Raw genomic sequence first — 25,349 nt, 5'->3', positions numbered from 1 at the left:
GGGCCCGCGTTTATTCCGTTCAGTGCCCGCCTTTCATGCGCCTTGCGATCAGGTAGAGGCCGAGCCCGATCAGCGCAGTCACCGCACCAATGTAACCCGTGCTCGTCCATCCATACCCCGCCGTAATCGCCATCCCGCCCAGCCACGGCCCCAGCGCGTTCGCCAGGTTGAACGCCGCATGGTTGGACGCTGCCGCCAAGCTTGGCGCTTCATGGGCGATGTCCATCAAGCGGATTTGCAACGGCGCCGCCATGGCGATCATGGTGCCGACCAGGCCGATGCCCAGCAGCACGCTCCACAGCGAGCTGGCGGCGAAGGTGAAGAAAATCAGCACGGCCATCGACCACACCATGATCCAGCCCACCGCGCGAAATTGCAGGCGATCAAACAGCTTGCCGCCGGCGATGTTACCGATGATGCCGCCCACGCCAAACGCGGCGAGGCCGAAGGGAATCCACTGCGGCGAGACTTTGGTCACTTCAAGCATGGTCGGCGCCAGGTAGCTGAACACGCAGAACATCCCGGCAAACCCGATCGCGCCGATGGACAGCGCCATCCACACCTGGGGTTTGGTGAAAGCGCGCAGCTCCTTGCGCGGGTCGCTGCGTTGTTCGTCGTGACGGTGTGGCACGAACTGCCAGACCAGCGCAATGGTGCACAGGGCAATCACGCTGACCAGCGCGAACGCCGAGCGCCAGCCCAGGTGTTGGCCGAGGAAGGTGGCGATGGGGTTGCCGAGCAGCATGGCCAGGGTCAGGCCCATCATCACGCGGGCGACGGCGCCAGCGCGTTTGTCGTTGGGCACCATGCTCGAGGCCACCACCGCAGCAATCCCGAAATAGGCGCCGTGGGGCAGGCCGCTGATGAAGCGGAAGGCCACCAGTGAGCCGAAGGTCGGGGTAAATGCCGTGGCCAGGTTGCCCAGGGCATACAGCCCCATCAGCAACAGCAGCATATGTTTGCGCAGCAACTTGGCGCCGAGGATGGCCAGCAGCGGCGCGCCGACCATCACCCCCAGCGCGTAGGCGCTGATGGCGTGGCCGACTTGCGGTTCGCTCAAGCCCAGGTTCTGCGCGATATCGGGCATCAAGCCCATGATGGCGAACTCGCCGGTGCCGATCGCAAAGGCGCCCACGGCCATGGCAGCTTCCATTTTGGCGGCGCTGCGCGCGGGCAGCACGTGCCCGGGTGTTTGCTGGATAGTCATGGGTAACTCTATTTGGATGGAACGCACGAAGGAGAGCCGCCGATGCTACGCAACAGGCGGCGAAGGTGTCTAGAACAGCCTTTTGCGTGAGAGTTCCAGGCCTGTGACCCCAGGTCGCGCCTGTCGGGCTTGACACTGGCGCGTTAAAACCCGCGATTTAGAGCTGTCAATTGGCCAAACGGCGCATAAAGGCCATCTGCCGTGATATTCTGCGCGCCGTCTTGGTCTAGTCTTTCCTTGGTGCGTACATCCGTATACGTCCCAGCGATTGGCTGTCGCCCAGGTAGCTGAAGCCAATAATGATAAGAAGTCAGCGCAGAAGGGACATAAAAGTGAGGTCGACACGTCGGCCTTGTGTGCCCACCCTGCGGTCTCCTCGTGAATGTGCAAACCCCGCGGTGCGTTGCCTGGCGCACCGTGATGGAGGGCTGCCCATGATCAGGGGCGGTGGGGCGGATGGCGTTTTATCATAGGTGCTACAGATGTTTAAAAAACTGAACACTGCCCTGCTGGGGCTGGCTTTGTCGGTGGGGATCACGTCCGTTCACGCGGAAGAGGCAAAGAAAGTCGATGTGCTGCTGATCGGCGGCGGCATCATGAGTGCAACCCTGGGTGTATGGCTCAACGAGCTGCAGCCGGACTGGTCGATGGAAATGGTCGAGCGCCTCGATGGCGTGGCCGAAGAAAGCTCCAACGGTTGGAACAACGCCGGTACCGGTCACTCGGCCCTGGCTGAGCTGAACTACACCCCGGAAGACAAGAACGGCAACATTGAGATCCCCAAAGCGGTCGAGATCAACGAAGCGTTCCAGATCTCCCGTCAGTTCTGGTCCTGGCAGGTCCAGCAGGGCGTGCTGAAGAACCCGCGTTCGTTCATCAACTCCACTCCGCACATGAGCTTTGTGTGGGGCGATGACAACATCAAGTTCCTGAAAAAGCGCTACGAAGCCCTGCAAGCGAGCCCGCTGTTCGCTGGCATGCAGTACTCCGAAGACCCGGCTGTGATCAAGAAGTGGGTCCCGCTGATGATGGAAGGGCGTGACCCGAACCAGAAAATCGCGGCCACCTGGACCCCGATCGGCACCGACGTGAACTTCGGCGAGATCACCCGCCAGTTCGTCGCCCACCTGCAAACCACGCCGAAGTTTGACCTGAAACTGTCGAGCGAAGTGCAGGACATCACCAAGAACGCCGACGGTTCGTGGCGTGTGAGCTACAAAAACCTGAAAGACGGCACCAAGACCGAAACCGACGCCAAGTTCGTGTTCATCGGCGCGGGCGGCGGTGCACTGCACCTGCTGCAAAAATCCGGCATCCCTGAAGCTCGTGAATACGCTGGCTTCCCGGTAGGCGGCTCGTTCCTGGTCACCGATAACCCAGCCATCGCCGAGCAGCACCTGGCCAAGGCCTACGGTAAAGCTTCGGTTGGCGCGCCACCGATGTCGGTTCCGCACCTGGACACCCGCGTGCTGGATGGCAAGCGCGTGATCCTGTTTGGCCCATTCGCGACCTTCTCGACCAAGTTCCTGAAAGAAGGCTCGTACCTGGACCTGCTGACCAGCACCACCACCCACAACATCTGGCCAATGACCAAAGTCGGTATTCGTGAATACCCACTGGTCGAGTACCTGGCAGGCCAGTTGATGCTGTCGGATGACGACCGCTACAACGCCCTGAAAGAGTACTTCCCGAACGCCAAGAAAGAAGACTGGCGTCTGTGGCAAGCCGGTCAGCGCGTGCAGATCATCAAGCGTGACGAAGAGCAGGGCGGCGTCCTGAAACTCGGTACCGAAGTGGTCAGCTCCGCCGACAACACCATCGCTGGTCTGTTGGGTGCATCGCCAGGCGCGTCCACCGCGGCTCCGATCATGCTGACCGTGCTGCAAAAGGTCTTCAAGGACAAGGTCGCGACCCCTGAGTGGCAGGCCAAGCTGCACCAGATCGTACCGAGCTACGGCACCAAGCTGAACGACAGCCCTGAAGCAGTTGCCAAGGAATGGGCCTACACGGCTGGCGTCCTGCAACTGACTCCACCGCCTGCGATCCCGCAACTGGCTGCACCCAAGGCCACCGAGGCTGCCAAGCCTGCGGCAGAGCCAAGCAAGCCGGCGTCTGACCTGGCGCTGTAAGCCAAGCCCGATGCAACAAAGCCCGCTGAACCGGTAACGGTCAGCGGGCTTTTTATTTGTAGTGAGCGGGCTTGTCCCGCGGCGGTGTGTCAGCCAACCACGATGCAGCTGACACACCGCGGCGCGGGGCAAGCCCATAGCATCCGTAGGGCATGAGGCATCTGCCGTTCAGCCTATTGATAGACACCACCGGTTAAAAAACCAGAGCCAAGAAGAAGCAACTAACTTTGTAGTGAGCGGGCTTGCCCCGCGCGGCGGTGTATCAGCCAACCACGATGCAACTGGCACACCGCGGCGCGGGGCAAGCCCGCTCACTACAAGCATCCGGGGGGAGGCATCTGCCGTTCAGCCCGCCGACAGACACTACCTGTTAAAAAGAATCCAGAGCCGAGCAGGAGCGAGGCTGCAGCAAAGGGGGCATTTTCAGTGTGTTTGTTGGGCGAGTACGCCCGAGGGTTTTTGTATGTTGCTACGTTATGCAGCAATGGCAGCGGTCGTCGTCGCAGCGTCCGGGTGTGTGCAGGAACGGGTCGTGCACGAGCGTGGGCCGGTTCAGCGTGAATATGTCGAAGTCGTCGCGCCGCAGCCGCCACCGGTGCAGGTGATCGAAGTTGAGCCCGCAGCCCGTTACGGCTACGTGTGGTCCCGTGGCTACTGGCGCTGGGAAGGCGGGCGTTATGTGGCGGTGCACGGCCATTGGGAGGCCGTGCGCGAGGGTTATCGCTATGTGCACCCGCACTGGGTGCAACGTAACGATGGCTACCACTGGCAGGGCGGTGGCTGGGTACGTTGAGGCCTAGATCGGCTTCTGGGTACCGAGCAATCGCACCTCACGCAACAGCGCGGCACCGAGTTGATCGGTGCCCAGCTCCTTGTAGCCCACGGCCTTGATGTCACCGTTTTCTTCCGCCTGGATGATGATCACCGGCGTCTCTTTGCCGGTGGCTTCATCCACATGCAGGGCGTACTGCGGAATATCCACCTTGATCGGCGTGCCTGCTGCCTGGCCTTTCACGTTGATCAAGAATGCCGCACAGCCGGTGTCGACATCCTGGCTGGTGGCAGAGCGCCCGCTGACGAAGCAGGTTTTCGGCAAGTCGGGCCAAGTGATGGCTTCGGCGTTGGCAAAGGCCGAAGCCATGCTCAAGGTAGCGAGAAGGAGCATGCGCACGGTGAGTATGTCTCTTGATCACGGTTGAACGCGATTTTTACCAAAGGCTGAATAGCGTAGCAATGCCGTGGCTCAGTTCAGTGGTTTCATTCCAGCAGCCTTGGCGGCATTGAGGTCGAACGTGGCCGTGTACTTGCAGCCGGCCGAATGAGCGCACCGCTCGATCAGACAATCGGCAAAATCGGCCTTGTTGGCTGAAAAGCGTCGCAGGGCCTGCCAGATGATCTCGGCATGTTCGATGGTCAGCTCGCGGGTGCGCAGCAGCGTTTCCAGCACCGCCACCACTTCACTTTTGGTCGACTGGTAGCAGCTTTGTAAAACCCACACCAACTCAACCACCGACACCAGGCTGACAAAACCTGGCGACAGTGTGGAGAGCGATTCGATCAGCTCGGAGGCCTTGGGCGATTGAACGGGGTCATCCTGGGTGACATAGCGCACCAGCACGTTGGTATCCAGGCCGATCATCCCGCTTTGGCTCCTTGCGTTGCGATAGCGCGATTCATGTCCTCGACCGAGACGGCCTTGGCGGGTTTGCGGATCAGGCCCTTGAGGTCTTGCACGGTTTTACTCGCCGAGATGATCGAGAACTTGCCGTCCTCCATTTCGACGAACTCGACGCGGTCGCCTGTTTCCAGGCCCAGGGCGGTCCTCACTTGGACCGGAATAGTGATTTGCCCTTTTGAAGTCAGTGTGGCGGTTGCCATATTAAAAATCTCCATCGCAATGCTCCTTACCTTAGGGTAAGGAATAGTGAAGGACAAGATCCGTTGGTCCATAGGTCGCTCTTCTGGTGTGGGTGAGTGGGAACAGGTAAAACGTTAGCCCGACTCATCCCATCGGCACGCCTGAAAACGACTGTAAAGAGATACAACATATGACCGATCGCCAGCTCATCATTCCCACCGCCATGCAACCCATCGTCGAACGCGCCGGCTACGTGCCCGCTGTCAAAGTCGGCAAAACGCTCTACTGCGCCGGGCAGGTCGGCCGTACCTCCCAATTGGCCGTGATTGAGGATCCCGAGGCGCAATTCGTCGCCGCCTGGGAGAATCTGCGTCAAGTTTTGGAGGAGGGGGGATGCAGTTTCGATGACGTGGTGGACATGACCACCTACCACGTGAACATGAGCCAGCACATGGCGGTTTTTCGTGAGGTGAAAAACCGCCTGTTCCCACGCGGGCATTGCGCCTGGACCACAATCGGGGTGTCGGAACTCGCACACCCCGGCCTGCTGGTGGAAATCAAATGTGTGGCGGTGCAGCGCTAGTTACTGCACCACGCGATAGCACGGCACATACGCCGCGCCGCCCGGCAACTTCATGCGGTGCTGGGCGACGAACGCCTGCAGCAGTTCGTCCAGCGGTTTCATGATGGCCGGGTCGCCGTGGATTTCATAAGGGCCGTGCTGTTCGATCAGGCGAATGCCCTTGTCCTTGACGTTGCCCGCCACAATCCCCGAGAAGGCGCGGCGCAGGTTGGCCGCCAGTTCGTGGGGTGGCAGCGCATGGCTCAGTTGCAGGCTGGCCATGTTGGCGTGGGTCGGGTCGAACGGGCGTTGGAAGCCCTCGTCGATCTTCAGCAGCCAGTTGAAGTGGAACGCGTCGTTGCGCTCGCGGCGGAACTGCTTCACGGCCTTGAGGCCGGCCGTCATCTGGCGAGCCACTTCGGCCGGGTCGTCGATGATGATCTGGTAGTGGGCCTGCGCCGCATCGCCCAGGGTGGCGCCGACGAATGCGTGCAGTTGTTGCAGGTAAGGCGCGGCGTGTTTTGGCCCGGTGAGGATGACCGGGAACGGCAGGCCCTTGTTGTCCGGGTGCATCAGGATGCCCAGCAGGTACAGGAACTCTTCCGCCGTGCCTGCGCCACCTGGGAAGATGATGATGCCGTGACCGACGCGCACGAAGGCTTCCAGGCGTTTTTCGATATCCGGCAAAATCACCAGCTCGTTGACGATCGGGTTCGGCGCTTCGGCCGCGATGATGCCAGGCTCGGTCAGGCCGAGGTAACGCCCGCCGGTAATGCGTTGCTTGGCGTGGGAAATGGTCGCGCCTTTCATCGGACCTTTCATTACACCAGGGCCACAGCCGGTGCACACGTCGAGGCTGCGCAGGCCCAGTTCATGCCCGACTTTCTTGGTGTATTTGTATTCTTCGGTATTGATCGAGTGCCCGCCCCAGCACACCACGATCTTCGGCTCGACACCCGGGCGTAGCGTGCGGGCGTTGCGCAGCAGGTGGAACACGTAGTCGGTGATGCCCTGGGAGTTGCTCAGGTCGATGCGCTGGCTGTCGAGTTCGTTCTCGGTGTAGACGATGTCGCGCAGTGCACTGAACAACATCTCACGGGTGCTGGCGATCATTTCGCCATCGACGAACGCATCGGCCGGGGCGTTCAGCAGTTCCAGGCGCACGCCGCGATCCTGCTGGTGGATGCGCACTTCAAAGTCTTTATAGGCGTCGAGAATAGTCTTGGCGTTATCGATATGTGCGCCGGTGTTGAGGATGGCCAGGGCGCACTGGCGGAAGAGGGTGTAGATACTGCCGGTGCCGGCTTCACTCAGTTGCTGCACTTCACGTTGAGACAGGGTTTCGAGGCTGCCCTTGGGGCTGACGGAGGCATTGATGACTTGACGTTGGGGCATTCTGATTCCTTGAAAGCACAGCCACCGCGCCCTGTTGAAACGCGATGGCTCGAGAATGGTGGGCGCCGAATACGGACGCACGAGACGATTTTTTACCCCAGTCGCAATGCCGGGTGCAAATACCGTCCAGCACCATCATGCCGCAGAACTTACTGAATCAGCTTCCAGTTTTTGTAGAAAACCCGACGCAGGGTAAAGACCAGCCCGGCAAAGCCCGCGATCACGGCGTTGAGCACCGACGGCAGCAAGGTCGGTCGCACAATATCAATGAACAAGCAGTAACGTTTTGCGTCGTTCTTGTTGAAGGACGCGTGCATCAGCGTGTCATCGAAGATAAACAGCGGGTCGTCGTGCCAGTAATGCTTGTGCTTGCCCACCTGGATGTACACACCCTCGTGGTGAGGGGCCGGCGCCATGTTGTAGAGCACGCGGAACATCATGCGCAGCGGGCCGAAGTGAAACGACGTCGAACGGTTTTCGTTGAACACCGAGACGCCGATGGTCTTCACGAACGGCAGTTTCTTGCGCAGTTGCGGGATATCCAGGCTGGTTTCGATCGGGCGACCGTACCATTGGAAAAACAGCATGCCGCGTTTTTTCTCGGCCATGCGCTCGTCCAAGTAGCCGATGATTTCATCCTTGCGGGCCATGGCGTCGTCGATCACTTGCTGCAGGTCTTCGCGCCAGGCGGGTGGCAGGTCACGCATCGTGTAGACATGGCGATTGCGTTGGCTCACCAGGTCGAACAGGGTGTTGAACGGTGCCAGCAGCCAGGTGTTGCGGCCACTGCCGATGAAATATTTCTTGATCGTGTCAGTGTCATACAGACCATTGCGCAGGAAATCGTAAACGCCGCAGAACACTACCAGCAGCGCAAACACCAGGGTGGTCCGTGGGAAGCAGTAGATGAACAGCAGAACACCGAGCGCCCAGGCGACGGAGATCAGCTTCTTGCGAACAGCACTTTTACTCATGAAACGTGGCTCCGGACATGAAACATAACGAAACAATGTAGTCATGATAGGGGGTTATGACCCCGGCGGGCGTTTTAAATATTGCGAAATTGTGAAGGCCCGACACAGTTTTTAACCCTTGCGACGGCCGATCCTGCGTTTTTGGGATTGGATTTTGTAAACAGAAGATTTGCGACTATCGTGACGCTTCGGTTTTTCGGACGTCATAGACCCGTACGAATGAAGTTGAATGGCCACCACTGGCCGTCGACCCCTTGGAAGAGGCAGAAATTTTATGATCATCAAACCGCGGGTTCGTGGCTTTATCTGTGTGACCGCTCACCCTGTTGGCTGTGAAGCGAACGTCAAGGAACAGATCGACTACGTGACCCAACACGGCGCCATCGAAGGCGGCCCGAAGAAGGTGCTGGTCCTGGGCGCTTCCACCGGCTACGGCCTGGCCGCGCGCATCAGTGCTGCGTTTGGCTGCGGCGCCGATACCCTGGGCGTGTTTTTTGAGAAAGAAGGCGAAGAGGGCAAGCTGAGTTCCGCCGGCTGGTACAACAGCGCCGCATTCGAGAAGTTTGCCGTTGAAAAAGGCCTGTACGCCAAGAGCATCAATGGCGACGCGTTCTCCGACGAGATCAAGCGCCTGACCATCGAAACCATCAAGAAAGACCTGGGCAAGATCGACCTGGTGGTCTACAGCCTGGCCGCGCCACGCCGTACCGACCCGCAAGGCGTGGTGCACAACTCCACCCTCAAGCCGATCGGCAAGGCCGTGACCCTGCGCGGTATCAACACCGACAAGGGCGTTGTGGTCGACACCACCCTGGAGCCTGCGACCCAGGAAGAAATCGACGGCACCGTCAAAGTGATGGGCGGCGAAGACTGGCAGCTGTGGATCGACGCCCTGCGTGATGCCGACGTGTTGGCCGAAGGCGCCAAGACTACCGCGTTCACCTACCTCGGCGAGAAGCTGACCCAGGACATCTACTGGAACGGCTCCATCGGCGAGGCCAAGAAAGACCTGGACAAGAAAGTCCTGACCCTGCGCGACAACCTCGCCGCCCTCAAAGGCGACGCCCGTGTGTCGGTGCTCAAGGCGGTGGTGACCCAGGCCAGCTCGGCGATCCCGATCATGCCGCTGTACCTGTCGCTGCTGTTCAAAGTGATGAAAGAGCAGGGCACCCACGAAGGTTGCATCGAGCAGGTCTACGGCCTGTTCAAGGACAGCCTGTACGGCAAAGCGCCGAAACTTGACGCCGACGGCCGCCTGCGTGCCGACCTGGCTGAGCTTGAGCCGAAAGTCCAGGACGCCGTGGCTGCACTGTGGAACCAAGTGACCGACGACAACGTCAACGAGATCAGCGATTTTGCCGGCTACAAGGCAGAATTCCTGCGCCTGTTCGGCTTTGAAATCGACGGCGTGGACTACGACGCCGACGTGAACCCGACCGTGAAAATTAATGGCTTGATCCAAGCTTAAACACGGTCGAAAAAATGTGGGAGCGGGCTTGCTCGCGAATACGGAGTGTCAGTCACTGAATATGGCGACTGATGCACCGCTTTCGCGAGCAAGTCGAATCGTCGCACCGCCGCTCCCACATTTGTTTTGTGTAACGCCCAAGAGCCTTCCTGCGCGCCATTGCGCTCCTATCCTCCCTCACAATCTGGCAGACTCCTCTGGCTATCAAGCCACGCTAACGGAGAATCTGATGACGATTCGTGCAGTAGTTTTTGATTTCGGCGGTGTCCTGTTCGACTGGAGCCCGCAGCACCTCTACCGCAAGCTGATTGCCGACGACCATGAACGGCAATGGTTTCTCGACACCATCTGCACCCAGGCCTGGAACACCGAGCAGGATGCCGGCCGCACCTTGGCAGAAGGCACTCGCAGCCTGATCGAGCAATACCCCCAACACCGAACGCTGATCCAGTCCTACTACGACCGCTGGCACGAAATGCTGCGCGGGCCTTTGCCGGACGGTGTGGCAATCCTCGAGGCGCTCCACGAGGCCGACATGCCATTGTTCGGGCTCACCAATTGGTCAGCCGAAACCTTTCCGTATGCCCGGGCCAACTACCCGTTCCTGCAGCGTTTTCGCGACATCGTCGTGTCCGGCGAATTGAAGCTGATCAAGCCGGATCCGGCGATCTATCACGCCAGCCTCGCCCAGGTGCGCGCCCATCTGCCGGATATCCAGGCCAGTGAGGTGGTGTTTATCGACGATGTGGCCGGCAATATCGAGGCCGCCGTCGCACTCGGTTGGCAGGGCGTTCATCACGTGTCGGCCGAGCGCACAGCGGCACGCTTGCGTGAGTTGGGCGTAGGCTTCTAGCGCGCCCACTGCTCCATCGCGAAGTCCACGAACGCCCGCAGCTTGGGTAGGCGATGACGGTCCTGGCGATACAGCAGGTGCATGGGGCGGCTGGGCAATTTGTAGGTGGTCAACAAGGCCACCAGTTTGCCGCTTTCCAGGTCCGGGTGTACCAGGGCATCGGCCAGCATGATGATGCCCATGCCGTTCACGGCCGCCTGGCGCAAGCCTTGTGAGCTGTTGATGGTCAATGAGCCGGACACCGGAACCTCCACCTCGCCCCCGTCATTGCTCATGCGCCACAGTTTGCCGGTGTCGCGCCAGTTGTCGTTGGCCGGGTAGGCGAACGCCAGGCAGTCGTGCTGTTGCAGGTCATCAGGCGTCTGCGGCGTGCCGCGTCGCGCCAAGTAGTCAGGTGATGCGCAGAGGGTGAGGGTGTAGTCCTGCATGGGCCGGGCGATCAGGCTGGAGGTTTCCAGTTCGCCGAGGCGGATCGCCACGTCAAAGCCGCTGTCGACCAGGTCCATCCGCTCGTTGCTCAGCACGACGTACAGGTTGATCAGCGGGTAGCGCTTGGAAAATTCGCTCAAGGCTGGCACAAGGCGTTCAGTGCCGAATACCGGGGGCGCGGTGATACGCAGGTCGCCCTTGGGGGTTTCGCTGTGGATCTGTTCGGCCAGCAGCTCAGAGTCGGCCACCAGCCCCAGTACTTCCAGGCAGCGCTGATAGTACTCCCCGCCAAATTCGGTAAGGCTTTGTTTGCGGGTGGTGCGCTTGAGCAGGCTGACCCCCAGCCGTTGCTCCAGCGCGCGCAGGTGGTTGCTGACCATGGTGGTCGACATCCCGCACTCCTGCGCCGCGGCGGTCATGCTGCCGGTCTCCACCACCTTTACGTACACCGTCATCGCTTGGAACAAATCCATTATCAAGCCCAGGTTTAAAGTCATTGCAGGTTTGCACAGTTTATCCAGCTCGAGTGGCTAACGATACTGGGTGCACTGACACACTGCCTTGGAGTTCGACGCCATGACCGCCGCCTGCCTGATGACCACCTATCAACCTTCGCCTTTGAGCTTCACCCGTGGCCTGGGCACGCGTCTGTGGGACCAGCAGGGGCGCGAATACCTGGATGCCGTGGCCGGCGTGGCCGTGACCAACGTCGGGCATTCCCACCCCAAGCTGGTGGCAGCCATCAGTGAGCAGGCCGGCTTGCTCTTGCACACCTCCAACCTCTACAGCATCGACTGGCAGCAACGGCTGGCCGAGCGTCTGACCGGCTTGTCAGGCCTGGACCAGGCGTTTTTCAACAACTCCGGCGCCGAGGCGAATGAGACGGCATTGAAACTCGCTCGGCTGCACGGCTGGAAAAAGGACATCGAAGCACCGTTGGTGGTGGTGATGGAGAACGCCTTTCATGGGCGCACCCTCGGCACCATGGCCGCCAGCGATGGTCCCTCGGTGCGCCTGGGTTTTCAGCGCCTGCCGGGGGATTTCCTCAAGATCGGCTTTGGCGACCTGGCTGCGCTGGAGGCAATCACCCAGCAGTACGGTGCGCGCATTGCGGCAGTGCTGCTGGAGCCGATCCAGGGCGAAAGCGGCGTCCTGCCTGCGCCACCGGGCTATCTCAACGCCTTGCGTGATCACTGCACGCGCCACGGCTGGTTGATGATGCTCGACGAGATCCAGACCGGTATCGGCCGTACCGGCGCCTGGTTCGCGTTCCAGCACGAGGGCATTGTCCCGGACGTCATGACCCTGGCCAAAGGCCTCGGCAACGGTGTGCCCATCGGCGCCTGTCTGGCGCGTGCTTCGGTGGCCAAACTGTTCACCCCCGGCAGCCACGGCAGCACGTTTGGCGGCAATCCACTGGCCTGCCGTGTGGGCTGCACCGTGCTGGATATCATCGAGGAACAAGGCTTGCTGCAAAACGCCGCGCAACAGGGCGAACGCCTGCTGGCGCGGTTGCGGGTGGCGTTGAGCGAATACCCGAATGTGCTGGCGATCCGTGGGCAGGGTTTGATGATTGGTATTGAACTGGCCGAGCCATTGCGTGACCTGGCCCTGCGGGCGGCCCAGGAGCATGGGCTGCTGATCAACGTGACGCGGGGCAAGATCATCCGGCTGTTGCCGCCGTTGACCCTGGATGCCAAGGAAGCCGAGATGATCGTGCGGGCCATTACCCGGTTACTGGATTGAAATGCGATTAAAGTGTGGGAGCGGGCTTGCCTGCGATTGCAGTGTGCCAGCCAACACAGTTGGCACAGATAGTCCGCTATCGCCGGCAAGCCAGCTCCTACACTCAGGCGGTGTGATTTTCAGAGATCAGGCCCATTCAACCACTCCTGATTCATCGTCTCGGTATCCCCCAGGTACTCCAGCAACCACGCCATGGCCGGCGACAATTTGTTCTGTGCCCAGGCCACACACGACGGGCTGGCCGGAAACGGCCGGCTCAGTTGCAACGCCACCAACTCACCGCGCTCGATCCACGGCAACACCTGATGCGCCGGCGCCATGCCGACGCACAGGCCGTCGCGCAGGCAATCGATGGCCGAGGCCCAGTTGGGCACCACCAGCCGCCGTTGGTTATCCAGGGTCCAGGTGTCGCGCTTGGGCAGGTTGCGCGACGTGTCGGTCATGCACAGGGAGGCGAAGGGACGCAGCTGATCGTCATTGAGCAACCCCTCGACTGTCGCCAGCGGGTGCTTGGCACTGACCACGCACAGCCAGTTCAACAGGCCCATGTCACGAAACGTGAAGTGGCTGGCCACCGGCACCGCGCTGGTGGCGCCGATCACAATGTCGGTGCGCTCATCGGCCAGCGCATCCCACACACCGTTGTACACCTCGTATTCCAGCAGCAACTCCACTTCGGGAAACTGCCGGTAGAAATCCAGCACCAGTTGCCGGCAGCGCTGGGGTTTGACGATTGAGTCCACGGCCACTTTCAATTGGCCGCTCCAGCCATTGGCCACCTGCTGGCATAGCCGGCGCGTGCCGAGCATCTTTTTCATCACGCCACGGGCTTCTTCTATAAAGAGGCGGCCGGCGGGTGTCAGCTCCACGTCCCGGTGCCTGCGCACGAACAGTGGTACGGCCAGCCACTCTTCGATCTGACGCACCGTGTAGCTGATGGCCGACGGCACACGGTGCAATTCCTGGGCGGCCGCACTGAAGCTGCCATGGCGCGCTACCGCATCGACCACGTCCAGAGAGTATTCAGACCACATGATGGTTGCCTTCAAAATATTTGATCAGAGTGTCCAATTATTATCGCTTCACACAAAAACTGTCAGCTTCATAATGGGCGCCAGTCAGCAAATAGTTTGATGGCAGGATCTTCAAGGCTTCAATGAAAAATTCTTTTGGTTTCACGGGGTATCTGGCGGGGCTGAGCATGCTCGGTTATCTGGCCATGGACATGTACTTGCCGGCCTTCGGCGCCATGGGCGAACAGTTGCAGATCGGCGCGGGTGCCGTGGGCGCCAGCTTGAGTATTTTCCTCGCGGGCTTTGCGGTGGGGCAGTTGCTGTGGGGGCCGCTGTCTGACCGCTTGGGGCGCAAGCCGATCTTGCTCACCGGCCTGAGCCTGTTTGTGCTGGGTTGCTTGGGCATGTTCTGGGTCGAGACCGCGCCGCAACTGCTGGCGTTGCGCTTTGTCCAAGCGATTGGCGTGTGTTCCGCCGCCGTGAGTTGGCAGGCGCTGGTGATCGACCGTTACCCGGCCGACAAGGCCCATCGCGTGTTCGCCAGCATCATGCCGCTGATGTCACTGTCGCCGGCCCTGGCGCCGTTGCTGGGGGCGATGGTGTTAAACCACTTCGGCTGGCAAGCGATCTTCGGCGTGTTGCTGGGCGTGTCGTTGCTGCTGCTGTTGCCCACTTTGTTCCTGCGCACTGTACCGAAACGTCAGGCGCAGACGGGCGAACGTTCGCGCCTGGGTTACGGGCAACTGCTGACATCCCGCGTGTTTACCGGCAACGTGATGATCTTTGCCGCGTGCTCCGCCAGCTTCTTCGCCTGGCTGACCGCCTCACCGTTCATTCTGGGCGATATGGGCTACAGCCCGAATGACATTGGCTTGAGCTACGTGTTGCCGACCTTGGCATTCCTGGTGGGCGGCTACAGTTGCCGCAGCGCCTTGCAGCGTTATCAGGGCAAAACACTGCTGCCGTGGTTGCTGGTGGCGTATTGCATCAGCATGCTGGCGTTGTACCTGGTTGCCACCTTGACCGTGCCGACCCTCACCACCTTGCTGATTCCGTTCTGCCTGATGGCCCTGGTCAATGGCGCGAGCTATCCCATCGTGGTGGCGAATGCACTGATGCCGTTTGCAGAAAATTCCGGCAAGGCCGCGGCTCTGCAAAACACTCTGCAATTGGGGCTGTGTTTCCTCAGCAGCCTGTTGGTGTCGTCGATGATCGATCAGCCGTTGTTGATCACCGTGATCGTGATGCTGGCGACTGCGCCGTTGGCGGTATTGGGTTACTGGCTGGCGCGGCCAAAAAACAACCCTGCCAAACTGGCCCAGGCCTGACCCCTGTAGGAGCCGGCTTGCCGGCGATCGCGGTCTATCAGTTAGCCCATTCGTCGCTGACCCACCGCTATCCCCGGCAAGCCGGCTCCTACAGGTTGGCGGGTGTCAGAAGGTGACTTCCATGTTCAGCGTCGGGGTTGAAGTGCGAGTACCTCGGCCACCGTCGACGCCGAACTTGTTATGCCAGTACTCATAACCCACGCCCAGGTACAGGTTCGGTTTCACGCTTTTGCCCGGCCGCACCGCCACCATCAGCGCGGTACGCATCAGCGCTTCCGGCGCGGTGTCGCGGCCGTGGTAGTCCTTGCCTTTTTCCCCGACGTAATTGATGAAGCCCTGAAACTTGACCGCGTGGCTGGCAACCTCGAACGGGCGCATCCACGTCAGGTTGAGCATGTAGGTGTCATCGAACGTGTGGTTCGACTCTTGCGCGCCGGGGATGCCGGTGTGGTTCTTTTCCTTGTAGTACATCAGGCTCAGGTCGAGCACACCGACGGTGTTGAATTTCAAGGTAGGACCAATCACCAGGGCGCGCTTTTTGGCTGACGCGAAGTTGTTGTTGCGGTTGGCGTCAAACCCCGCCGTCAGGGCGTAATCCTTGATCAGGCCGGTGCCCAGCGGCACATCGAATACCCGCGACGCGTACAACTGGTGCCGGTACACGCCGTACACCTCGCTGCCGCCATGGTCCGTGCCTTTGCGCGGGTCGCTGCTGTCGGACAGGAACACATCAAGGTTGAAGTAGTTGCTGCCGTATGTGTAACCGCTGGCGTGGGTAAAGCTGTAGATGCGCTTGCTGAAATCGTCGGGGTTGTTCGGATTGGTGAAGTGCTGGCCGTAGCGGAAACCTACGCTGTTGTTCATCCATTCCACCGCGACAGCCTCCCCGCCGCCGAGGAGGGACAGTAAGACGGTTGCGCCGTGCAGTGCCTTTTTCATTGTTTTTATTCCTTTGGCGTTTGGCTCATGGCGGCCTTGCAGGGACCGCCGGGCGCAGTATCAGCACAGGGCGGGCGTGCGCCAAAGAACAGAATCTCGCCTGGGGCGATGCCGAAACGGCAGCACGGTATTTGCCCTGAAAGTCAGGAAATACGCGGCGCCGCAGGCATTTCCTCGCGTTCGCGCAAGGCGATCTCTTCGCCCAACAGGTGGGTCAGGGCTTGCACCGCCACGGGCAAGTCACGGTCCTTGCGGGCATACACGCCCAGGTCGCTGAAGATGCCACCCTGGTCGCTCAGCGGAATGTGCAGCAGTTCGCCGCGCTGCAGGTCGGCCTCGATACCGATGCGAGTCTGGAAGGCGATGCCCAATTGCTGGCGCGCCAACTGTCGCGCCAGTTCCATGGAGTTGCTGTGCAGCAGGGGCTTGCTCGCTGCCGCTGTGGATGTGTGCAACGGGGCGATGAGGTGATGCACCGACAGTTCGCTTTTGGCCTGGATCACCCCGTATTCGCAGCATTGCCCATAGCTCACCCGCGTTTCACCGGCCAGCGGATGCTCCGGCGTCATCAATGCGCCCAAGCGGAAATGGCCGACGCACAACTGGGTGATTTCGTTGCTGCGCGGTAGAGCAAACGCCAGGCCGAGGTCCGCCTGGCCATTGACCACCGCGCCGGGAATCGACTGCGAACCCTGCACCGTGACGCCAATCGTCACCTTCGGATAGCGCTCGCGCATACGCCGGAGTGCGGCAGGCAGCAGTTCGACGGCGGCCCCTTCCACCGTGGCGATTTCCACATGCCCGGTCTGCACGCCGTGCAAGCCATCCAGTTCACCGCGCACCCGTTCTACATCCTGCAGCAGCAGGCTGATGTGGCGCGTAAGGATCTCACCGGCGGCCGTCACGCGCAGGCCGCCCGGCAACCGCTCGAACAGTGGTGCGCCCATCTCGTCTTCCAACTTGAGGATCTGCCGGTTCACGGCCGACGACGCCACGTTCAGGCGCCGCGCGGCTTCGCGGATCGAATGGCAGCGCCGCACCATGTCGAAGTAGTAGATGGCCGGAGCATGAATACGCAGCTTGCGGTTGAGCATTTTTTTTCAGGTCCTTTTGCGCACGGCTTCAAGCCACAGGGCAGGGCGGCTGAATGGATTTTTGTATCGCCGTCATCTGGCTTATTGTGAAATTGATTGTATACAACTCTATGGACATCCCGTCTTTCCTTTGCATACAGTGAATACACAACAAAAACAGAGACCCCCCACCATGACTATCCCGAAGGCGTCACCGCAGCGGCCAGAAGATGAGAATCTCGGCGTCGCGGCCAATATGGCTTACGGCCTGCAGCATGTGCTTACCATGTACGGCGGCATCGTTGCCGTTCCGTTGATCGTCGGTCAGGCAGCGGGGTTGTCGCCCGCCGATATCGGCCTGCTGATCGCTGCGTCACTGTTTGCCGGTGGCCTGGCCACGCTGCTGCAAACCCTTGGCTTGCCGTTTTTTGGTTGTCAGTTGCCGCTGGTGCAGGGCGTGTCCTTTGCCGGTGTGGCCACGATGGTGGCGATTGTCGGCAGTGATGGGGCGGGCGGCGTGCCGGCGATACTCGGGGCGGTGATGGCCGCGTCGTTCATCGGCTTGCTGATCACGCCGGTGTTCTCGCGGATCACCAAGTTTTTCCCGCCGCTGGTGACTGGCATCGTGATCACCACCATCGGCTTGACCCTCATGCCCGTCGCGGCCCGCTGGGCCATGGGCGGCAATAGCCGCGCGGCGGATTTTGGCAGTATGTCCAACATCGGGCTGGCCGCGCTGACCCTGGTGTTGGTGCTGCTGCTGAGCAAAATCGGCAGCGCGACGATCTCGCGGTTGTCGATCCTGTTGGCAATGGTGATCGGTACGGTGATTGCGGTATTCCTGGGCATGGCCGACTTCTCCGGTGTGGCCCAGGGGCCGATGTTCGGTTTCCCTACACCATTCCATTTCGGCATGCCAACCTTCCACGTGGCGGCGATCATTTCCATGTGCATCGTGGTGATGGTGACCCTGGTGGAAACCTCGGCAGACATCCTGGCCGTCGGTGAAATCATCGACACCAAGGTCGACTCCAAACGCCTGGGCAATGGCTTGCGCGCCGATATGCTGTCGAGCATGTTCGCGCCAATCTTCGGTTCCTTCACCCAAAGCGCATTTGCCCAGAACGTAGGCCTGGTGGCGGTGACCGGCGTGAAGAGCCGTTTTGTGGTGGCCACCGGCGGGGTGTTTCTGGTAGTGCTCGGCTTGCTGCCCTTCATGGGGCGGGTGATTGCGGCGGTGCCGACGTCGGTGTTGGGCGGTGCCGGGATCGTGTTGTTCGGCACCGTGGCGGCCAGCGGTATCCGTACCTTGTCCAAGGTGGATTATCGCAACAACATGAACCTGATCATCGTGGCCACTTCCATCGGTTTCGGCATGATCCCCATCGCCGCGCCGAGCTTCTATGACCACTTTCCGAGCTGGTTTGCGACGATTTTCCATTCGGGTATCAGCTCGTCGGCGATCATGGCGATCCTGCTGAACCTGGCGTTCAACCACTTCACGGCCGGCAACTCGGACCAGCAGTCAGTGTTCGTGGCGGGGACCGAGCGCAGCTTGTGCTTCCGCGATGTGTCGGAACTGCGCGATGGCGATTACTTCAGTGGCGGCAAGTTGTTTGATGCCGAGGGCAAGGAGATTCCGTTGGTGGCCGAGGTGCCCAAGAAGTCCGCCAAGCCCGAGACCAGCGAAGTCTAAAACCTCCCCGATATACCTGTAGGAGCTGGCAAGCCAGCTCCTACAGGGTTTCAGCCAGTCGGTGTAGCAACAGGGGTGTTTAGCCGGCCTTGAGTGCGCGGTGCGGCAACGAGCACGCCTCATCCAGAAACTTCACCACCGTGCCCATGCACGCCTGACGTTCTTCCACGTGAGGCATGTGGCTCGAGTCTTCGAACAGTGCCCAGCGCACATCCTCGATCTCATCCAGGAACGGCTTGACCACCAGCGGTGTGGCTTCGTCGTGGCGGCCGGAGATCACCAGGGTCGGCACCTTGATCGCCGACAGCCGGCCAATCACATTCCAGTCCTTCAAGCTGCCGATCACGTGGAACTCGGTGGGGCCGCTCATGGCGTGGTATACCGTCGGGTCGGCATCGACCTGGGCGAATGTGCGTGCCACTTCTTCTGGCCATGGGTTGACCCGGCACACGTGCTGGTCGTAGAAAATCCGTGAGGCAGCCTGGTACTCGGGGTCGCTGTAGGTGCCGGCCGCTTCGTGCTTGAGCAGGGTTTCATGCACGCCTTCGGGCAGCAACTGGCGCAGGCGGTTGGCTTCGCTCACCCAAGTACGCATGCAGGTCGGCGAGTTGGCCGGGATGAATGCGCGCAGGCCCTTGGGTTGCAGGATGGCGTGTTCGCTGCCGAGCATGCCGCCCCAGGATTGCCCGAGGATCGCGTAGTTGTCGCTGATTTGCAGGTGGTCCAGCAGGTTGTTCAGCTCTTCAAGGAACAGGCCGATGGTCCAGAAAGACGGGTCTTTGTCGGGCAAGTGGGTGGAACGGCCATTGCCGATTTGATCGTAGTGAATCACCGCATGGCCGCTGGCCGCGACGTCCTTGAACGCATCGACGTAGTCATGGGTGCAGCCGGGGCCGCCGTGAATGATCACCAACGGTGTACGGCCGGTGGTCAGGTCGCCGGTGACGCGATACCAGGTCTGGTAGGCGCCGAAGGCCGCAAAGCCTTCGCGGATTTTCTCGATGAATTCCATTTCGTACCCTGCTCTTAAAAAAAGGATCAGGGACACCATAGTCGGCAGGGCAGCTTTAGGTAACTAGCAAAACAGCTAGGTTTTGCCGAAGGGTCAGTCCTCCAGCAGGCGGTAATGGGTGGCGCGTACCACCGCTTGCACGCGGTTCTTGGCGCCCAGCTTGTGCATCGCCGAGGCCAGGTGCAGGGTGACCACCGCCAGTGACCGGCTCAGTTGCGTGGCGATTTCGGCGGCGGTCAGGCCGTCGGCGGCCCATTTCAGGCATTCGCGTTCGCGCTTGGTCAGGTGAATATGGGGGTAGCTGCGTAGCGCCTTGCTGAACAGTGGGTAGGCTGCTTCCTGCAATGCATGGGTAATCAGGCTGAAGTCCGCCAGGGTCTGCTGGGCGTCGCGTAATACGGTGCGCGCCTTGCCGGTGCGCAGGCCGGTCAGCGATGCGAAGCCGCCACGGGGCAGGTGGATGGGCACGCTCACGCCGCAGGTGAGTTGCCGCTCATGCAGGTAGGAAGACACCGGGGCATGGCAAGGATCGATGATCTTTTGCAGCGCGGTCTCGGCCTTGGCCTCATAGGACCAGACAAACGGCGACACCGTGCTCAGGGCCAGGTGCTGAACCGGGTCGATCTGATAGAACCCTTCACTGCACCACAAGGCGTGCCAGTCGGACGGGGTGTTGCGCAGCTCCAGCACCGAAGGGGTGATGAGCGAGCCATCCTGGTCGATGGGCACCGGGGTGTAGTCGTACACCAGTGCATCGAAGCCCAACTGCTGGGCGAGAATAAACGTATTGTCCATCTGCTCATCCAGGCTCCTGCCCGGCATCAGACGATTGTTGAAGGCAGTAAGCTTGGCCAGCATCCGTTCTGCTCCCGAATTCATTTGAATCTCGACTTGCGGCAAGTAGAATGCCACGCCCCGGCGAAGGACTGCCAGGCCAAACCTATAAGAAATACTAGGTTATGGACGCACGGCATCCTCGGTAGTGTTGGCCTGATAAACGGCCGCTACCTGCCAGGCCGATACAACACAAGGAATGTATGCATGTGGCGTGAAATTGCCCCCGACCAGCAGTACAACGTGCAAGTCGACGGCCATAACCTCGTGGTCTACAGCTTTGGCGAAGGCGATGAGGTGCTCTTGTGTCTCAACGGCGGCCCGGGCCTGCCGTGTGACTACTTGCGCGACGCCCATGGCTGGCTCAAGGACCATAACCTGCGAGTGGTTGCATTCGACCAGCTTGGCACGGGCGCTTCAGCCAGACCGACCGACGTTTCGTTGTGGGATATCCGCCGTTATGTCGAAGAAGTCGAAACCGTGCGCCAGGCCCTGGGCCTGGGCCGCGTGCACCTGCTCGGGCATTCCTGGGGCGGCTGGCTCGGCATCGAGTACGCCATTTATTACCCCGACGCGCTGAAAAGCCTGATCCTCGAAAACACGGTCGGCGACATTCCGCACCTGTCCCAGGAACTTGAACGCCTGCGCGGCGCCCTCGGCAGCGAAACCGTGGCCATGATGCAGCGCCACGAAGCCATGGGCACCCTGGATCATCCGCAGTACCAGGCCGCGATCACCTTGCTCAACTATCGCCACGTGTGCCGCCTGGACGAATGGCCGGAGCCGGTCAAACGCTCTCTGGGCGACTGGAACATGGGCCCGTACGAAACCATGCAAGGCCCCAACGAATTCCTCTACATCGGCAACCTCAAGGACTGGAACCGCATCAAGGAGATGGGCGAGTTCACGATGCCGATCCTGATCACCACCGGGCAGCACGACGAACTCACCCCGGCCTGCGCCCACCGCATGAAGCTCGCGGCCAGACACGCGCAGTTGCACGTGTTCCCCAACAGCAGCCACATGCCTTTTTATGAAGAGCCCCAGGCGTACTTTCCGGTGCTGCTGGACTTTCTCGCTCGTCACCGGGGCTGACGGATGAACCTGGCGCGTTACCGTTTTGTGCTGTCCCGGCCGCTGCAATTGCTGCCGGTGCTGTTTGGCATCAGCCTGATCACCTTTGTGCTGGTGCGCTCGATCCCCGGGGACCCGGCACGCGCGTTGCTGGGCTCGCGCAGCACGCCGGACGCCTTGCTGAAGATCCGCGCCCAGTACGGCCTGGATCAGCCGTTGTGGCTGCAATATTTCTACTTCCTCAAGAACCTGCTCAAGGGCGACCTCGGCCAATCCCTGCTGTACAAGGTCGATGCCCTGAAGCTGATCGTCACACGCATCGAACCCACCCTGGTGCTGGTGCTCGGCAGTGTGGTGCTGGCGCTGTTGATCGCGGTGCCGCTGGCAACCTGGGCGGCACGTAATAAAGGTGGCTGGGCGGATAACTTGATCCGCGTGTTCACCACGGTCGGCCTGGGCATGCCGGCGTTCTGGCTGGGCTTGATGCTGATTTTGTTGCTGAGTGTGCAGTGGGGCTTGTTTCCGGTGTCTGGCTACGGTCGCACCTGGCTCGACAAGGCCCACCACATGGTGCTGCCATGCTTGACCATCGCCCTGGCGCTGTCGGCGGTGCTGGTGCGCAACTTGCGCGCAAGCATGCTGATGGAGCTGCAGGCCGACCATGTCACGGCGGCCCGGGCCCGTGGGTTGTCGGAAGCCGCGGTGTTTCGTCGGCATGTGCTGCCCAATTCCCTGGTGCCCGCGGTCAACCTGCTGGCGGTGAATATCGGCTGGCTGATCAGCGGCACCGTGGTGATCGAAAGCCTGTTCGCCATTCCCGGCATCGGCCAATTGCTGGTGCGCGGCATCTTTACCCGCGACTACATGGTGGTGCAGGGCGTGGCCATGGTGCTGGCCTGCGCCACGGTGCTGATCAACTTCATCGCTGACGTGGTCACTGTGGCCCTCGACCCACGGGTGAAAATGCAATGAGCAGCCGTCCGTTGATTGCGCCCTGGCGCCTGCGCTTGCGCTTCGGTTTTCGCAATGGCCGTCTGACGGCCGCGTGGGGTTTGCTGATTCTGCTGGCGTGGCTGGGGCTTGCGCTGTTCGCCCCGTGGATTGCGCCTTATGACCCGATAGCACAGAACACGGACATCAGTTTGCTCGGGCCGAGCCTGGCCCATCCATTTGGTACGGATAACTACGGTCGCGACATTCTGTCGAGGGTGATCTGGGGCGCGCGCATCGACCTGCAATTGGCCATCGTCGGCGTGATCTTCCCGTTCATGATCGGCACCTTCGTCGGCGCGGTGTCCGGTTATATCGGCGGGCGCTTCGACAGCTTTTGCATGCGCGTGATCGACGTGATCCTGGCCTTTCCCTTCCTGGTGCTGATGCTGGCGATCATGGCGATCCTCGGGCCGGGCTTGAAGAGCTTCTACATCGCCATGGCGCTGGTGGGCTGGGTGTCTTACGCGCGGCTGATTCGCTCGCAGATCCTGGTGCTCAAGGAAAGCGACTTCGCCCTGGCGGCCAAGAGCCTGGGCTTTGGCCATGGGCGCATTCTGTTTCGGCATTTGCTGCCCAATGCGATGTTTGGCTCGATCGTGTTTTCCATGTCGGACGCGGTGCTGGTGCTGCTCAATGGCGCGGCCGTCAGCTACCTGGGCCTGGGTGTGCAACCACCGACAGCGGAGTGGGGCACCATGGTGGCCGAAGGGCAAGCGTTCATCACCACCGCGTGGTGGATCTGCACCTTTCCCGGCGTGGCCATCGTGACCCTGGCCATGGGTTTCAGCCTGCTGGCCGACGGTGTGGCGCAAGTGTTGGGAGATCGCTCATGAGCCTGTTGCAAGTGCGCGACCTCAGTGTGATCGCCAGTAACGCCGGTCGTGATGTCACCTTGGTGGAGCGCGTGTCGTTCGACCTGGCCGAAGGTGAAATCCTCGGCCTGGTGGGCGAGAGCGGCTCGGGCAAGACCATGGCCTGCCGTGGGCTGATGCGCCTGCTGCCGTCGCCCAACCTGCGTGTGCAAGGCGGTGCGGTGCGGCTGGCCGGCCAGGATCTGCTGCAACTGGACGATGCCAGTATGCGCGCCGTACGCGGTGGGCAATTGGGCATGATTTTCCAGAACCCCAGCAGCCACCTGGACCCGTTGATGCGCATCGGCGAGCAGATCGCCGAGGGCATCCGGCTGCATCAAGGTGCCTCGAAAAAAGACGCACGCCGGCAGGCCATCGAGGTGCTGCGCCAGGTCGGTATTCCCGACCCCCAGGCCCGCGTCGACAACTACCCCCACGAGTTTTCCGGCGGCATGCGCCAGCGCGCGATGATCGCAGTGGCGTTGGGCTGCAACCCGAAAGTGCTGATCGCCGATGAACCGACTACCGCCCTGGACGTCACCGTGCAGGCGCAGATTTTGCGGCTGCTGCTGGCGCTGCGTGACGAGCGCGGCCTGTCGATCATCATGATCACCCATGACCTGGGCGTGGTGGCACAAACCTGTGACGCCATCGCGGTGATGTACGCCGGGCGCCTGTGCGAGCACGGCAGCAAATACGAGGTGCTGGCCCATCCGCAACATCCGTACACAGCGGGTTTGATCGACTGCCAGCCTGCCCATAGCAGCGGTCACGCCTTGCTGCGCACGATCCCCGGACAGCCTCCCTTGCTGGACGCATTGCCCGCCGGTTGTCGGTTCAACCCGCGTTGCCCGCAGGTCGGCGCGTTGTGTACCCGCGTGTTGCCTGAAGGTGCGCGAGTGGCGTGCCACTATCCCCTCGGAGGCCAGCCATGAGCTTGTTGCAGATCAAGGACCTTGAGGTGAAGTTTGCCGCGTCCGGCACGGGCGTGTTCGGCCTGAACAAGCAGTGGGTGAGGGCGGTCAATGGCGTGTCGCTGAACCTGGCGGCGGGTGAAACCCTGGGGCTGGTGGGCGAATCCGGTAGCGGTAAAAGCACTCTGGGCCGGGCGATCCTGCACCTCAACCCCATCAGCGCCGGCCAGGTCTTGTTTGATGGCATCGACATGGCCCATGGCAGCGCCATCGACATCACCCGCCTGCGCCATGAAACCGCAATGATCTTCCAGGACCCGTACGCCGCGCTGAACCCGCGCCACACCATCGGTGAAACCATTGCCGAGGTGCTTCGGGTGCAACGCAAGGTCGCGTCAGAGCAGATCCCCGCACGCGTGAATGAGTTGCTTGATCTGGTTGGCCTACGCCCCGAACTGGCCAGCCGCAAACCCGGCTCCCTCAGTGGGGGCCAGTGCCAGCGCGTGGGTATCGCCCGGGCGCTGGCGGTGGAGCCGCGCCTGATCATTGCCGACGAATGCGTGGCGGCGCTGGATGTGTCGATCCAGGGCCAGATCATCAACCTGTTGCTGGAACTGCAACAGCGCATGAACCTGGCGATCCTGTTCATCGCCCACGACCTGGCCATCGTGCGGCGTTTGTGCGACCGCGTGGCGGTGATGTACCTGGGCAAGATCGTCGAGGAGGGGCCGGTGGAGGCGGTGTTCACGGCGCCGCGTCATCCGTATACCGCCGCGTTGATCGAGGCGATTCCCGAGATCGATCCGCATCGGCCGTTGCCTGCCGAACCCTTGCCAGGTGAGCCACCCAGCCCGCTGAATTTGCCCACAGGCTGCGCCTTCCACCCCCGTTGCCGGCATGCCCGGGCCATGTGTTCCGTCGTGTTGCCGCCTACCCATTTCCTGCACGAGCATCGGTACAGTTGCGTGCTTGAAGAACCGTTGCTCTAACCCTCTGCCATT

At 61.1% G+C, this 25,349-nt stretch carries 25 protein-coding genes; 13 read left to right on the top strand and 12 right to left on the bottom strand.

Annotated elements, in window-relative coordinates; translation table 11 throughout:
- Positions 1–19: 19 nt before the first annotated feature.
- On the bottom strand, positions 20–1,207 hold the full coding sequence (locus ACVWVP_RS10330; RefSeq protein WP_176995378.1) for an MFS transporter: 1,188 nt from the start codon (positions 1,205–1,207) through the stop codon (positions 20–22).
- A 482-nt stretch (positions 1,208–1,689) separates the two neighbouring features.
- On the opposite strand from ACVWVP_RS10330, the gene mqo reads away from it, so the two are divergent.
- Together mqo and ACVWVP_RS10320 are read left to right on the top strand one after the other, a co-directional pair.
- Positions 1,690–3,336, top strand: a complete 1,647-nt coding sequence (gene mqo, locus ACVWVP_RS10325) for a malate dehydrogenase (quinone) (RefSeq protein WP_457405593.1) — start codon at positions 1,690–1,692, stop codon at positions 3,334–3,336.
- Between the two features lie 463 nt (positions 3,337–3,799).
- Complete coding sequence (locus ACVWVP_RS10320; protein WP_031319816.1) at positions 3,800–4,129, top strand: YXWGXW repeat-containing protein; 330 nt, start codon at positions 3,800–3,802, stop codon at positions 4,127–4,129.
- A 3-nt stretch (positions 4,130–4,132) separates the two neighbouring features.
- Here ACVWVP_RS10320 and ACVWVP_RS10315 read toward each other — a convergent pair whose 3' ends face one another.
- The 3 genes from ACVWVP_RS10315 to ACVWVP_RS10305 form a co-directional block, all read right to left on the bottom strand.
- Complete coding sequence (locus ACVWVP_RS10315; protein WP_405046579.1) at positions 4,133–4,501, bottom strand: hypothetical protein; 369 nt, start codon at positions 4,499–4,501, stop codon at positions 4,133–4,135.
- A 78-nt stretch (positions 4,502–4,579) separates the two neighbouring features.
- Positions 4,580–4,975 carry a PIN domain-containing protein gene (locus tag ACVWVP_RS10310; protein ID WP_259173413.1) on the bottom strand — a complete coding sequence of 132 codons (396 nt, stop codon included), beginning with the start codon at positions 4,973–4,975 and terminating at the stop codon, positions 4,580–4,582.
- Positions 4,972–5,229 carry an AbrB/MazE/SpoVT family DNA-binding domain-containing protein gene (locus ACVWVP_RS10305; protein ID WP_178919860.1) on the bottom strand — a complete coding sequence of 86 codons (258 nt, stop codon included), beginning with the start codon at positions 5,227–5,229 and terminating at the stop codon, positions 4,972–4,974. Before ACVWVP_RS10305 ends, ACVWVP_RS10310 begins: the two co-directional genes overlap by 4 nt.
- A 155-nt stretch (positions 5,230–5,384) precedes the next feature.
- Here ACVWVP_RS10305 and ACVWVP_RS10300 point away from each other — a divergent pair, with 155 nt between their 5' ends.
- Positions 5,385–5,777, top strand: coding sequence for a RidA family protein (locus ACVWVP_RS10300; RefSeq protein ID WP_178919861.1), 393 nt, complete (start codon positions 5,385–5,387; stop codon positions 5,775–5,777).
- On the opposite strand, the gene ppnN is transcribed toward ACVWVP_RS10300, so the two are convergent.
- Both ppnN and ACVWVP_RS10290 read right to left on the bottom strand, forming a co-directional pair.
- On the bottom strand, positions 5,778–7,151 hold the full coding sequence (gene ppnN / locus ACVWVP_RS10295) for a nucleotide 5'-monophosphate nucleosidase PpnN (protein ID WP_178919862.1): 1,374 nt from the start codon (positions 7,149–7,151) through the stop codon (positions 5,778–5,780).
- 149 nt (positions 7,152–7,300) lie between these two features.
- Positions 7,301–8,125 (bottom strand): aspartyl/asparaginyl beta-hydroxylase domain-containing protein, encoded by an 825-nt coding sequence (locus ACVWVP_RS10290; protein ID WP_259173410.1) that lies wholly within the window; start codon positions 8,123–8,125, stop codon positions 7,301–7,303.
- Between the two features lie 274 nt (positions 8,126–8,399).
- Here ACVWVP_RS10290 and fabV point away from each other — a divergent pair, with 274 nt between their 5' ends.
- The gene (gene fabV, locus ACVWVP_RS10285) at positions 8,400–9,593 is read left to right on the top strand and encodes an enoyl-ACP reductase FabV (RefSeq protein ID WP_176995384.1); all 1,194 of its coding nucleotides are present in this window, start codon (positions 8,400–8,402) and stop codon (positions 9,591–9,593) included.
- Positions 9,594–9,822: 229 nt separating this feature from the next.
- Positions 9,823–10,446, top strand: a complete 624-nt coding sequence (locus tag ACVWVP_RS10280) for an HAD family hydrolase (RefSeq protein WP_178919865.1) — start codon at positions 9,823–9,825, stop codon at positions 10,444–10,446.
- On the opposite strand, the gene ACVWVP_RS10275 is transcribed toward ACVWVP_RS10280, so the two are convergent.
- Positions 10,443–11,348, bottom strand: a complete 906-nt coding sequence (locus ACVWVP_RS10275; RefSeq protein WP_259173407.1) for a LysR family transcriptional regulator — start codon at positions 11,346–11,348, stop codon at positions 10,443–10,445. The two genes, ACVWVP_RS10280 and ACVWVP_RS10275, sit on opposite strands and share 4 nt — an antisense overlap.
- A 103-nt stretch (positions 11,349–11,451) precedes the next feature.
- Between ACVWVP_RS10275 and ACVWVP_RS10270 the strand changes: the two genes are divergently transcribed.
- Complete coding sequence (locus ACVWVP_RS10270; RefSeq protein ID WP_457405588.1) at positions 11,452–12,621, top strand: acetylornithine/succinylornithine family transaminase; 1,170 nt, start codon at positions 11,452–11,454, stop codon at positions 12,619–12,621.
- A 119-nt stretch (positions 12,622–12,740) separates the two neighbouring features.
- On the opposite strand, the gene punR is transcribed toward ACVWVP_RS10270, so the two are convergent.
- On the bottom strand, positions 12,741–13,655 hold the full coding sequence (gene punR / locus ACVWVP_RS10265) for a DNA-binding transcriptional activator PunR (RefSeq protein ID WP_178919868.1): 915 nt from the start codon (positions 13,653–13,655) through the stop codon (positions 12,741–12,743).
- Between the two features lie 122 nt (positions 13,656–13,777).
- Here punR and punC point away from each other — a divergent pair, with 122 nt between their 5' ends.
- Entirely contained in the window at positions 13,778–14,962 is a 1,185-nt protein-coding gene (gene punC, locus ACVWVP_RS10260; RefSeq protein ID WP_457405585.1) for a purine nucleoside transporter PunC, read from the top strand.
- Positions 14,963–15,067: 105 nt separating this feature from the next.
- Here punC and ACVWVP_RS10255 read toward each other — a convergent pair whose 3' ends face one another.
- Together ACVWVP_RS10255 and ACVWVP_RS10250 are read right to left on the bottom strand one after the other, a co-directional pair.
- Complete coding sequence (locus ACVWVP_RS10255; RefSeq protein ID WP_457405584.1) at positions 15,068–15,901, bottom strand: nucleoside-binding protein; 834 nt, start codon at positions 15,899–15,901, stop codon at positions 15,068–15,070.
- A 143-nt stretch (positions 15,902–16,044) separates the two neighbouring features.
- The gene (locus ACVWVP_RS10250) at positions 16,045–16,995 is read right to left on the bottom strand and encodes a LysR family transcriptional regulator (protein WP_178919870.1); all 951 of its coding nucleotides are present in this window, start codon (positions 16,993–16,995) and stop codon (positions 16,045–16,047) included.
- A gap of 172 nt (positions 16,996–17,167) precedes the next feature.
- Between ACVWVP_RS10250 and ACVWVP_RS10245 the strand changes: the two genes are divergently transcribed.
- Positions 17,168–18,670, top strand: a complete 1,503-nt coding sequence (locus ACVWVP_RS10245) for a nucleobase:cation symporter-2 family protein (protein ID WP_178919871.1) — start codon at positions 17,168–17,170, stop codon at positions 18,668–18,670.
- 79 nt (positions 18,671–18,749) lie between these two features.
- Here the strand turns inward: ACVWVP_RS10245 and ACVWVP_RS10240 are convergent, their stop codons facing one another.
- Together ACVWVP_RS10240 and ACVWVP_RS10235 are read right to left on the bottom strand one after the other, a co-directional pair.
- Positions 18,750–19,682, bottom strand: coding sequence for a proline iminopeptidase-family hydrolase (locus ACVWVP_RS10240; RefSeq protein WP_178919872.1), 933 nt, complete (start codon positions 19,680–19,682; stop codon positions 18,750–18,752).
- Positions 19,683–19,775: 93 nt separating this feature from the next.
- Entirely contained in the window at positions 19,776–20,540 is a 765-nt protein-coding gene (locus ACVWVP_RS10235; RefSeq protein WP_178919873.1) for a LuxR family transcriptional regulator, read from the bottom strand.
- A gap of 183 nt (positions 20,541–20,723) precedes the next feature.
- Between ACVWVP_RS10235 and ACVWVP_RS10230 the strand changes: the two genes are divergently transcribed.
- Genes ACVWVP_RS10230 through ACVWVP_RS10210 form a run of 5 tightly spaced genes read left to right on the top strand, consistent with a single transcriptional unit; the run spans position 20,724 to position 25,337 of the window.
- Positions 20,724–21,611: a proline iminopeptidase-family hydrolase gene (locus ACVWVP_RS10230; protein WP_259173401.1), complete on the top strand. Its 888-nt coding sequence runs from the start codon at positions 20,724–20,726 to the stop codon at positions 21,609–21,611.
- 3 nt (positions 21,612–21,614) lie between these two features.
- Positions 21,615–22,562, top strand: coding sequence for an ABC transporter permease (locus tag ACVWVP_RS10225; RefSeq protein WP_178919875.1), 948 nt, complete (start codon positions 21,615–21,617; stop codon positions 22,560–22,562).
- The gene (locus ACVWVP_RS10220) at positions 22,559–23,416 is read left to right on the top strand and encodes an ABC transporter permease (protein ID WP_457405581.1); all 858 of its coding nucleotides are present in this window, start codon (positions 22,559–22,561) and stop codon (positions 23,414–23,416) included. Before ACVWVP_RS10225 ends, ACVWVP_RS10220 begins: the two co-directional genes overlap by 4 nt.
- On the top strand, positions 23,413–24,369 hold the full coding sequence (locus tag ACVWVP_RS10215) for an ABC transporter ATP-binding protein (RefSeq protein WP_178919877.1): 957 nt from the start codon (positions 23,413–23,415) through the stop codon (positions 24,367–24,369). Before ACVWVP_RS10220 ends, ACVWVP_RS10215 begins: the two co-directional genes overlap by 4 nt.
- Positions 24,366–25,337 (top strand): ABC transporter ATP-binding protein, encoded by a 972-nt coding sequence (locus ACVWVP_RS10210; RefSeq protein ID WP_178919878.1) that lies wholly within the window; start codon positions 24,366–24,368, stop codon positions 25,335–25,337. Before ACVWVP_RS10215 ends, ACVWVP_RS10210 begins: the two co-directional genes overlap by 4 nt.
- The last annotated feature ends 12 nt before the right edge of the window (positions 25,338–25,349 follow it).

The organism is Pseudomonas sp. TE24901, assembly GCF_054058375.1.
The sequence above is the reverse complement of the archived record's forward strand: the minus strand, read 5'-3'. Positions and strand labels throughout refer to the sequence as shown.

Excerpts from the sequence above, each read along its gene's own strand:
- mqo (WP_457405593.1), top strand. The coding sequence starts at position 1,690 with ATGTTTAAAAAACTGAACACTGCCCTGCTGGGGCTGGCTTTGTCGGTG.
- ppnN (WP_178919862.1), bottom strand. The coding sequence starts at position 7,151 with ATGCCCCAACGTCAAGTCATCAATGCCTCCGTCAGCCCCAAGGGCAGC.
- ACVWVP_RS10255 (WP_457405584.1), bottom strand. The coding sequence starts at position 15,901 with ATGAAAAAGGCACTGCACGGCGCAACCGTCTTACTGTCCCTCCTCGGC.
- ACVWVP_RS10245 (WP_178919871.1), top strand. The coding sequence starts at position 17,168 with ATGACTATCCCGAAGGCGTCACCGCAGCGGCCAGAAGATGAGAATCTC.
- ACVWVP_RS10330 (WP_176995378.1), bottom strand. The coding sequence starts at position 1,207 with ATGACTATCCAGCAAACACCCGGGCACGTGCTGCCCGCGCGCAGCGCC.
- ACVWVP_RS10315 (WP_405046579.1), bottom strand. The coding sequence starts at position 4,501 with ATGCTCCTTCTCGCTACCTTGAGCATGGCTTCGGCCTTTGCCAACGCC.
- ACVWVP_RS10230 (WP_259173401.1), top strand. The coding sequence starts at position 20,724 with ATGTGGCGTGAAATTGCCCCCGACCAGCAGTACAACGTGCAAGTCGAC.
- fabV (WP_176995384.1), top strand. The coding sequence starts at position 8,400 with ATGATCATCAAACCGCGGGTTCGTGGCTTTATCTGTGTGACCGCTCAC.
- ACVWVP_RS10290 (WP_259173410.1), bottom strand. The coding sequence starts at position 8,125 with ATGAGTAAAAGTGCTGTTCGCAAGAAGCTGATCTCCGTCGCCTGGGCG.
- ACVWVP_RS10270 (WP_457405588.1), top strand. The coding sequence starts at position 11,452 with ATGACCGCCGCCTGCCTGATGACCACCTATCAACCTTCGCCTTTGAGC.
- ACVWVP_RS10235 (WP_178919873.1), bottom strand. The coding sequence starts at position 20,540 with ATGCTGGCCAAGCTTACTGCCTTCAACAATCGTCTGATGCCGGGCAGG.
- ACVWVP_RS10220 (WP_457405581.1), top strand. The coding sequence starts at position 22,559 with ATGAGCAGCCGTCCGTTGATTGCGCCCTGGCGCCTGCGCTTGCGCTTC.
- ACVWVP_RS10305 (WP_178919860.1), bottom strand. The coding sequence starts at position 5,229 with ATGGAGATTTTTAATATGGCAACCGCCACACTGACTTCAAAAGGGCAA.
- punR (WP_178919868.1), bottom strand. The coding sequence starts at position 13,655 with ATGTGGTCTGAATACTCTCTGGACGTGGTCGATGCGGTAGCGCGCCAT.
- ACVWVP_RS10275 (WP_259173407.1), bottom strand. The coding sequence starts at position 11,348 with ATGGATTTGTTCCAAGCGATGACGGTGTACGTAAAGGTGGTGGAGACC.
- ACVWVP_RS10240 (WP_178919872.1), bottom strand. The coding sequence starts at position 19,682 with ATGGAATTCATCGAGAAAATCCGCGAAGGCTTTGCGGCCTTCGGCGCC.
- ACVWVP_RS10280 (WP_178919865.1), top strand. The coding sequence starts at position 9,823 with ATGACGATTCGTGCAGTAGTTTTTGATTTCGGCGGTGTCCTGTTCGAC.
- punC (WP_457405585.1), top strand. The coding sequence starts at position 13,778 with ATGAAAAATTCTTTTGGTTTCACGGGGTATCTGGCGGGGCTGAGCATG.
- ACVWVP_RS10210 (WP_178919878.1), top strand. The coding sequence starts at position 24,366 with ATGAGCTTGTTGCAGATCAAGGACCTTGAGGTGAAGTTTGCCGCGTCC.
- ACVWVP_RS10215 (WP_178919877.1), top strand. The coding sequence starts at position 23,413 with ATGAGCCTGTTGCAAGTGCGCGACCTCAGTGTGATCGCCAGTAACGCC.
- ACVWVP_RS10250 (WP_178919870.1), bottom strand. The coding sequence starts at position 16,995 with ATGCTCAACCGCAAGCTGCGTATTCATGCTCCGGCCATCTACTACTTC.
- ACVWVP_RS10320 (WP_031319816.1), top strand. The coding sequence starts at position 3,800 with ATGTTGCTACGTTATGCAGCAATGGCAGCGGTCGTCGTCGCAGCGTCC.
- ACVWVP_RS10310 (WP_259173413.1), bottom strand. The coding sequence starts at position 4,975 with ATGATCGGCCTGGATACCAACGTGCTGGTGCGCTATGTCACCCAGGAT.
- ACVWVP_RS10300 (WP_178919861.1), top strand. The coding sequence starts at position 5,385 with ATGACCGATCGCCAGCTCATCATTCCCACCGCCATGCAACCCATCGTC.
- ACVWVP_RS10225 (WP_178919875.1), top strand. The coding sequence starts at position 21,615 with ATGAACCTGGCGCGTTACCGTTTTGTGCTGTCCCGGCCGCTGCAATTG.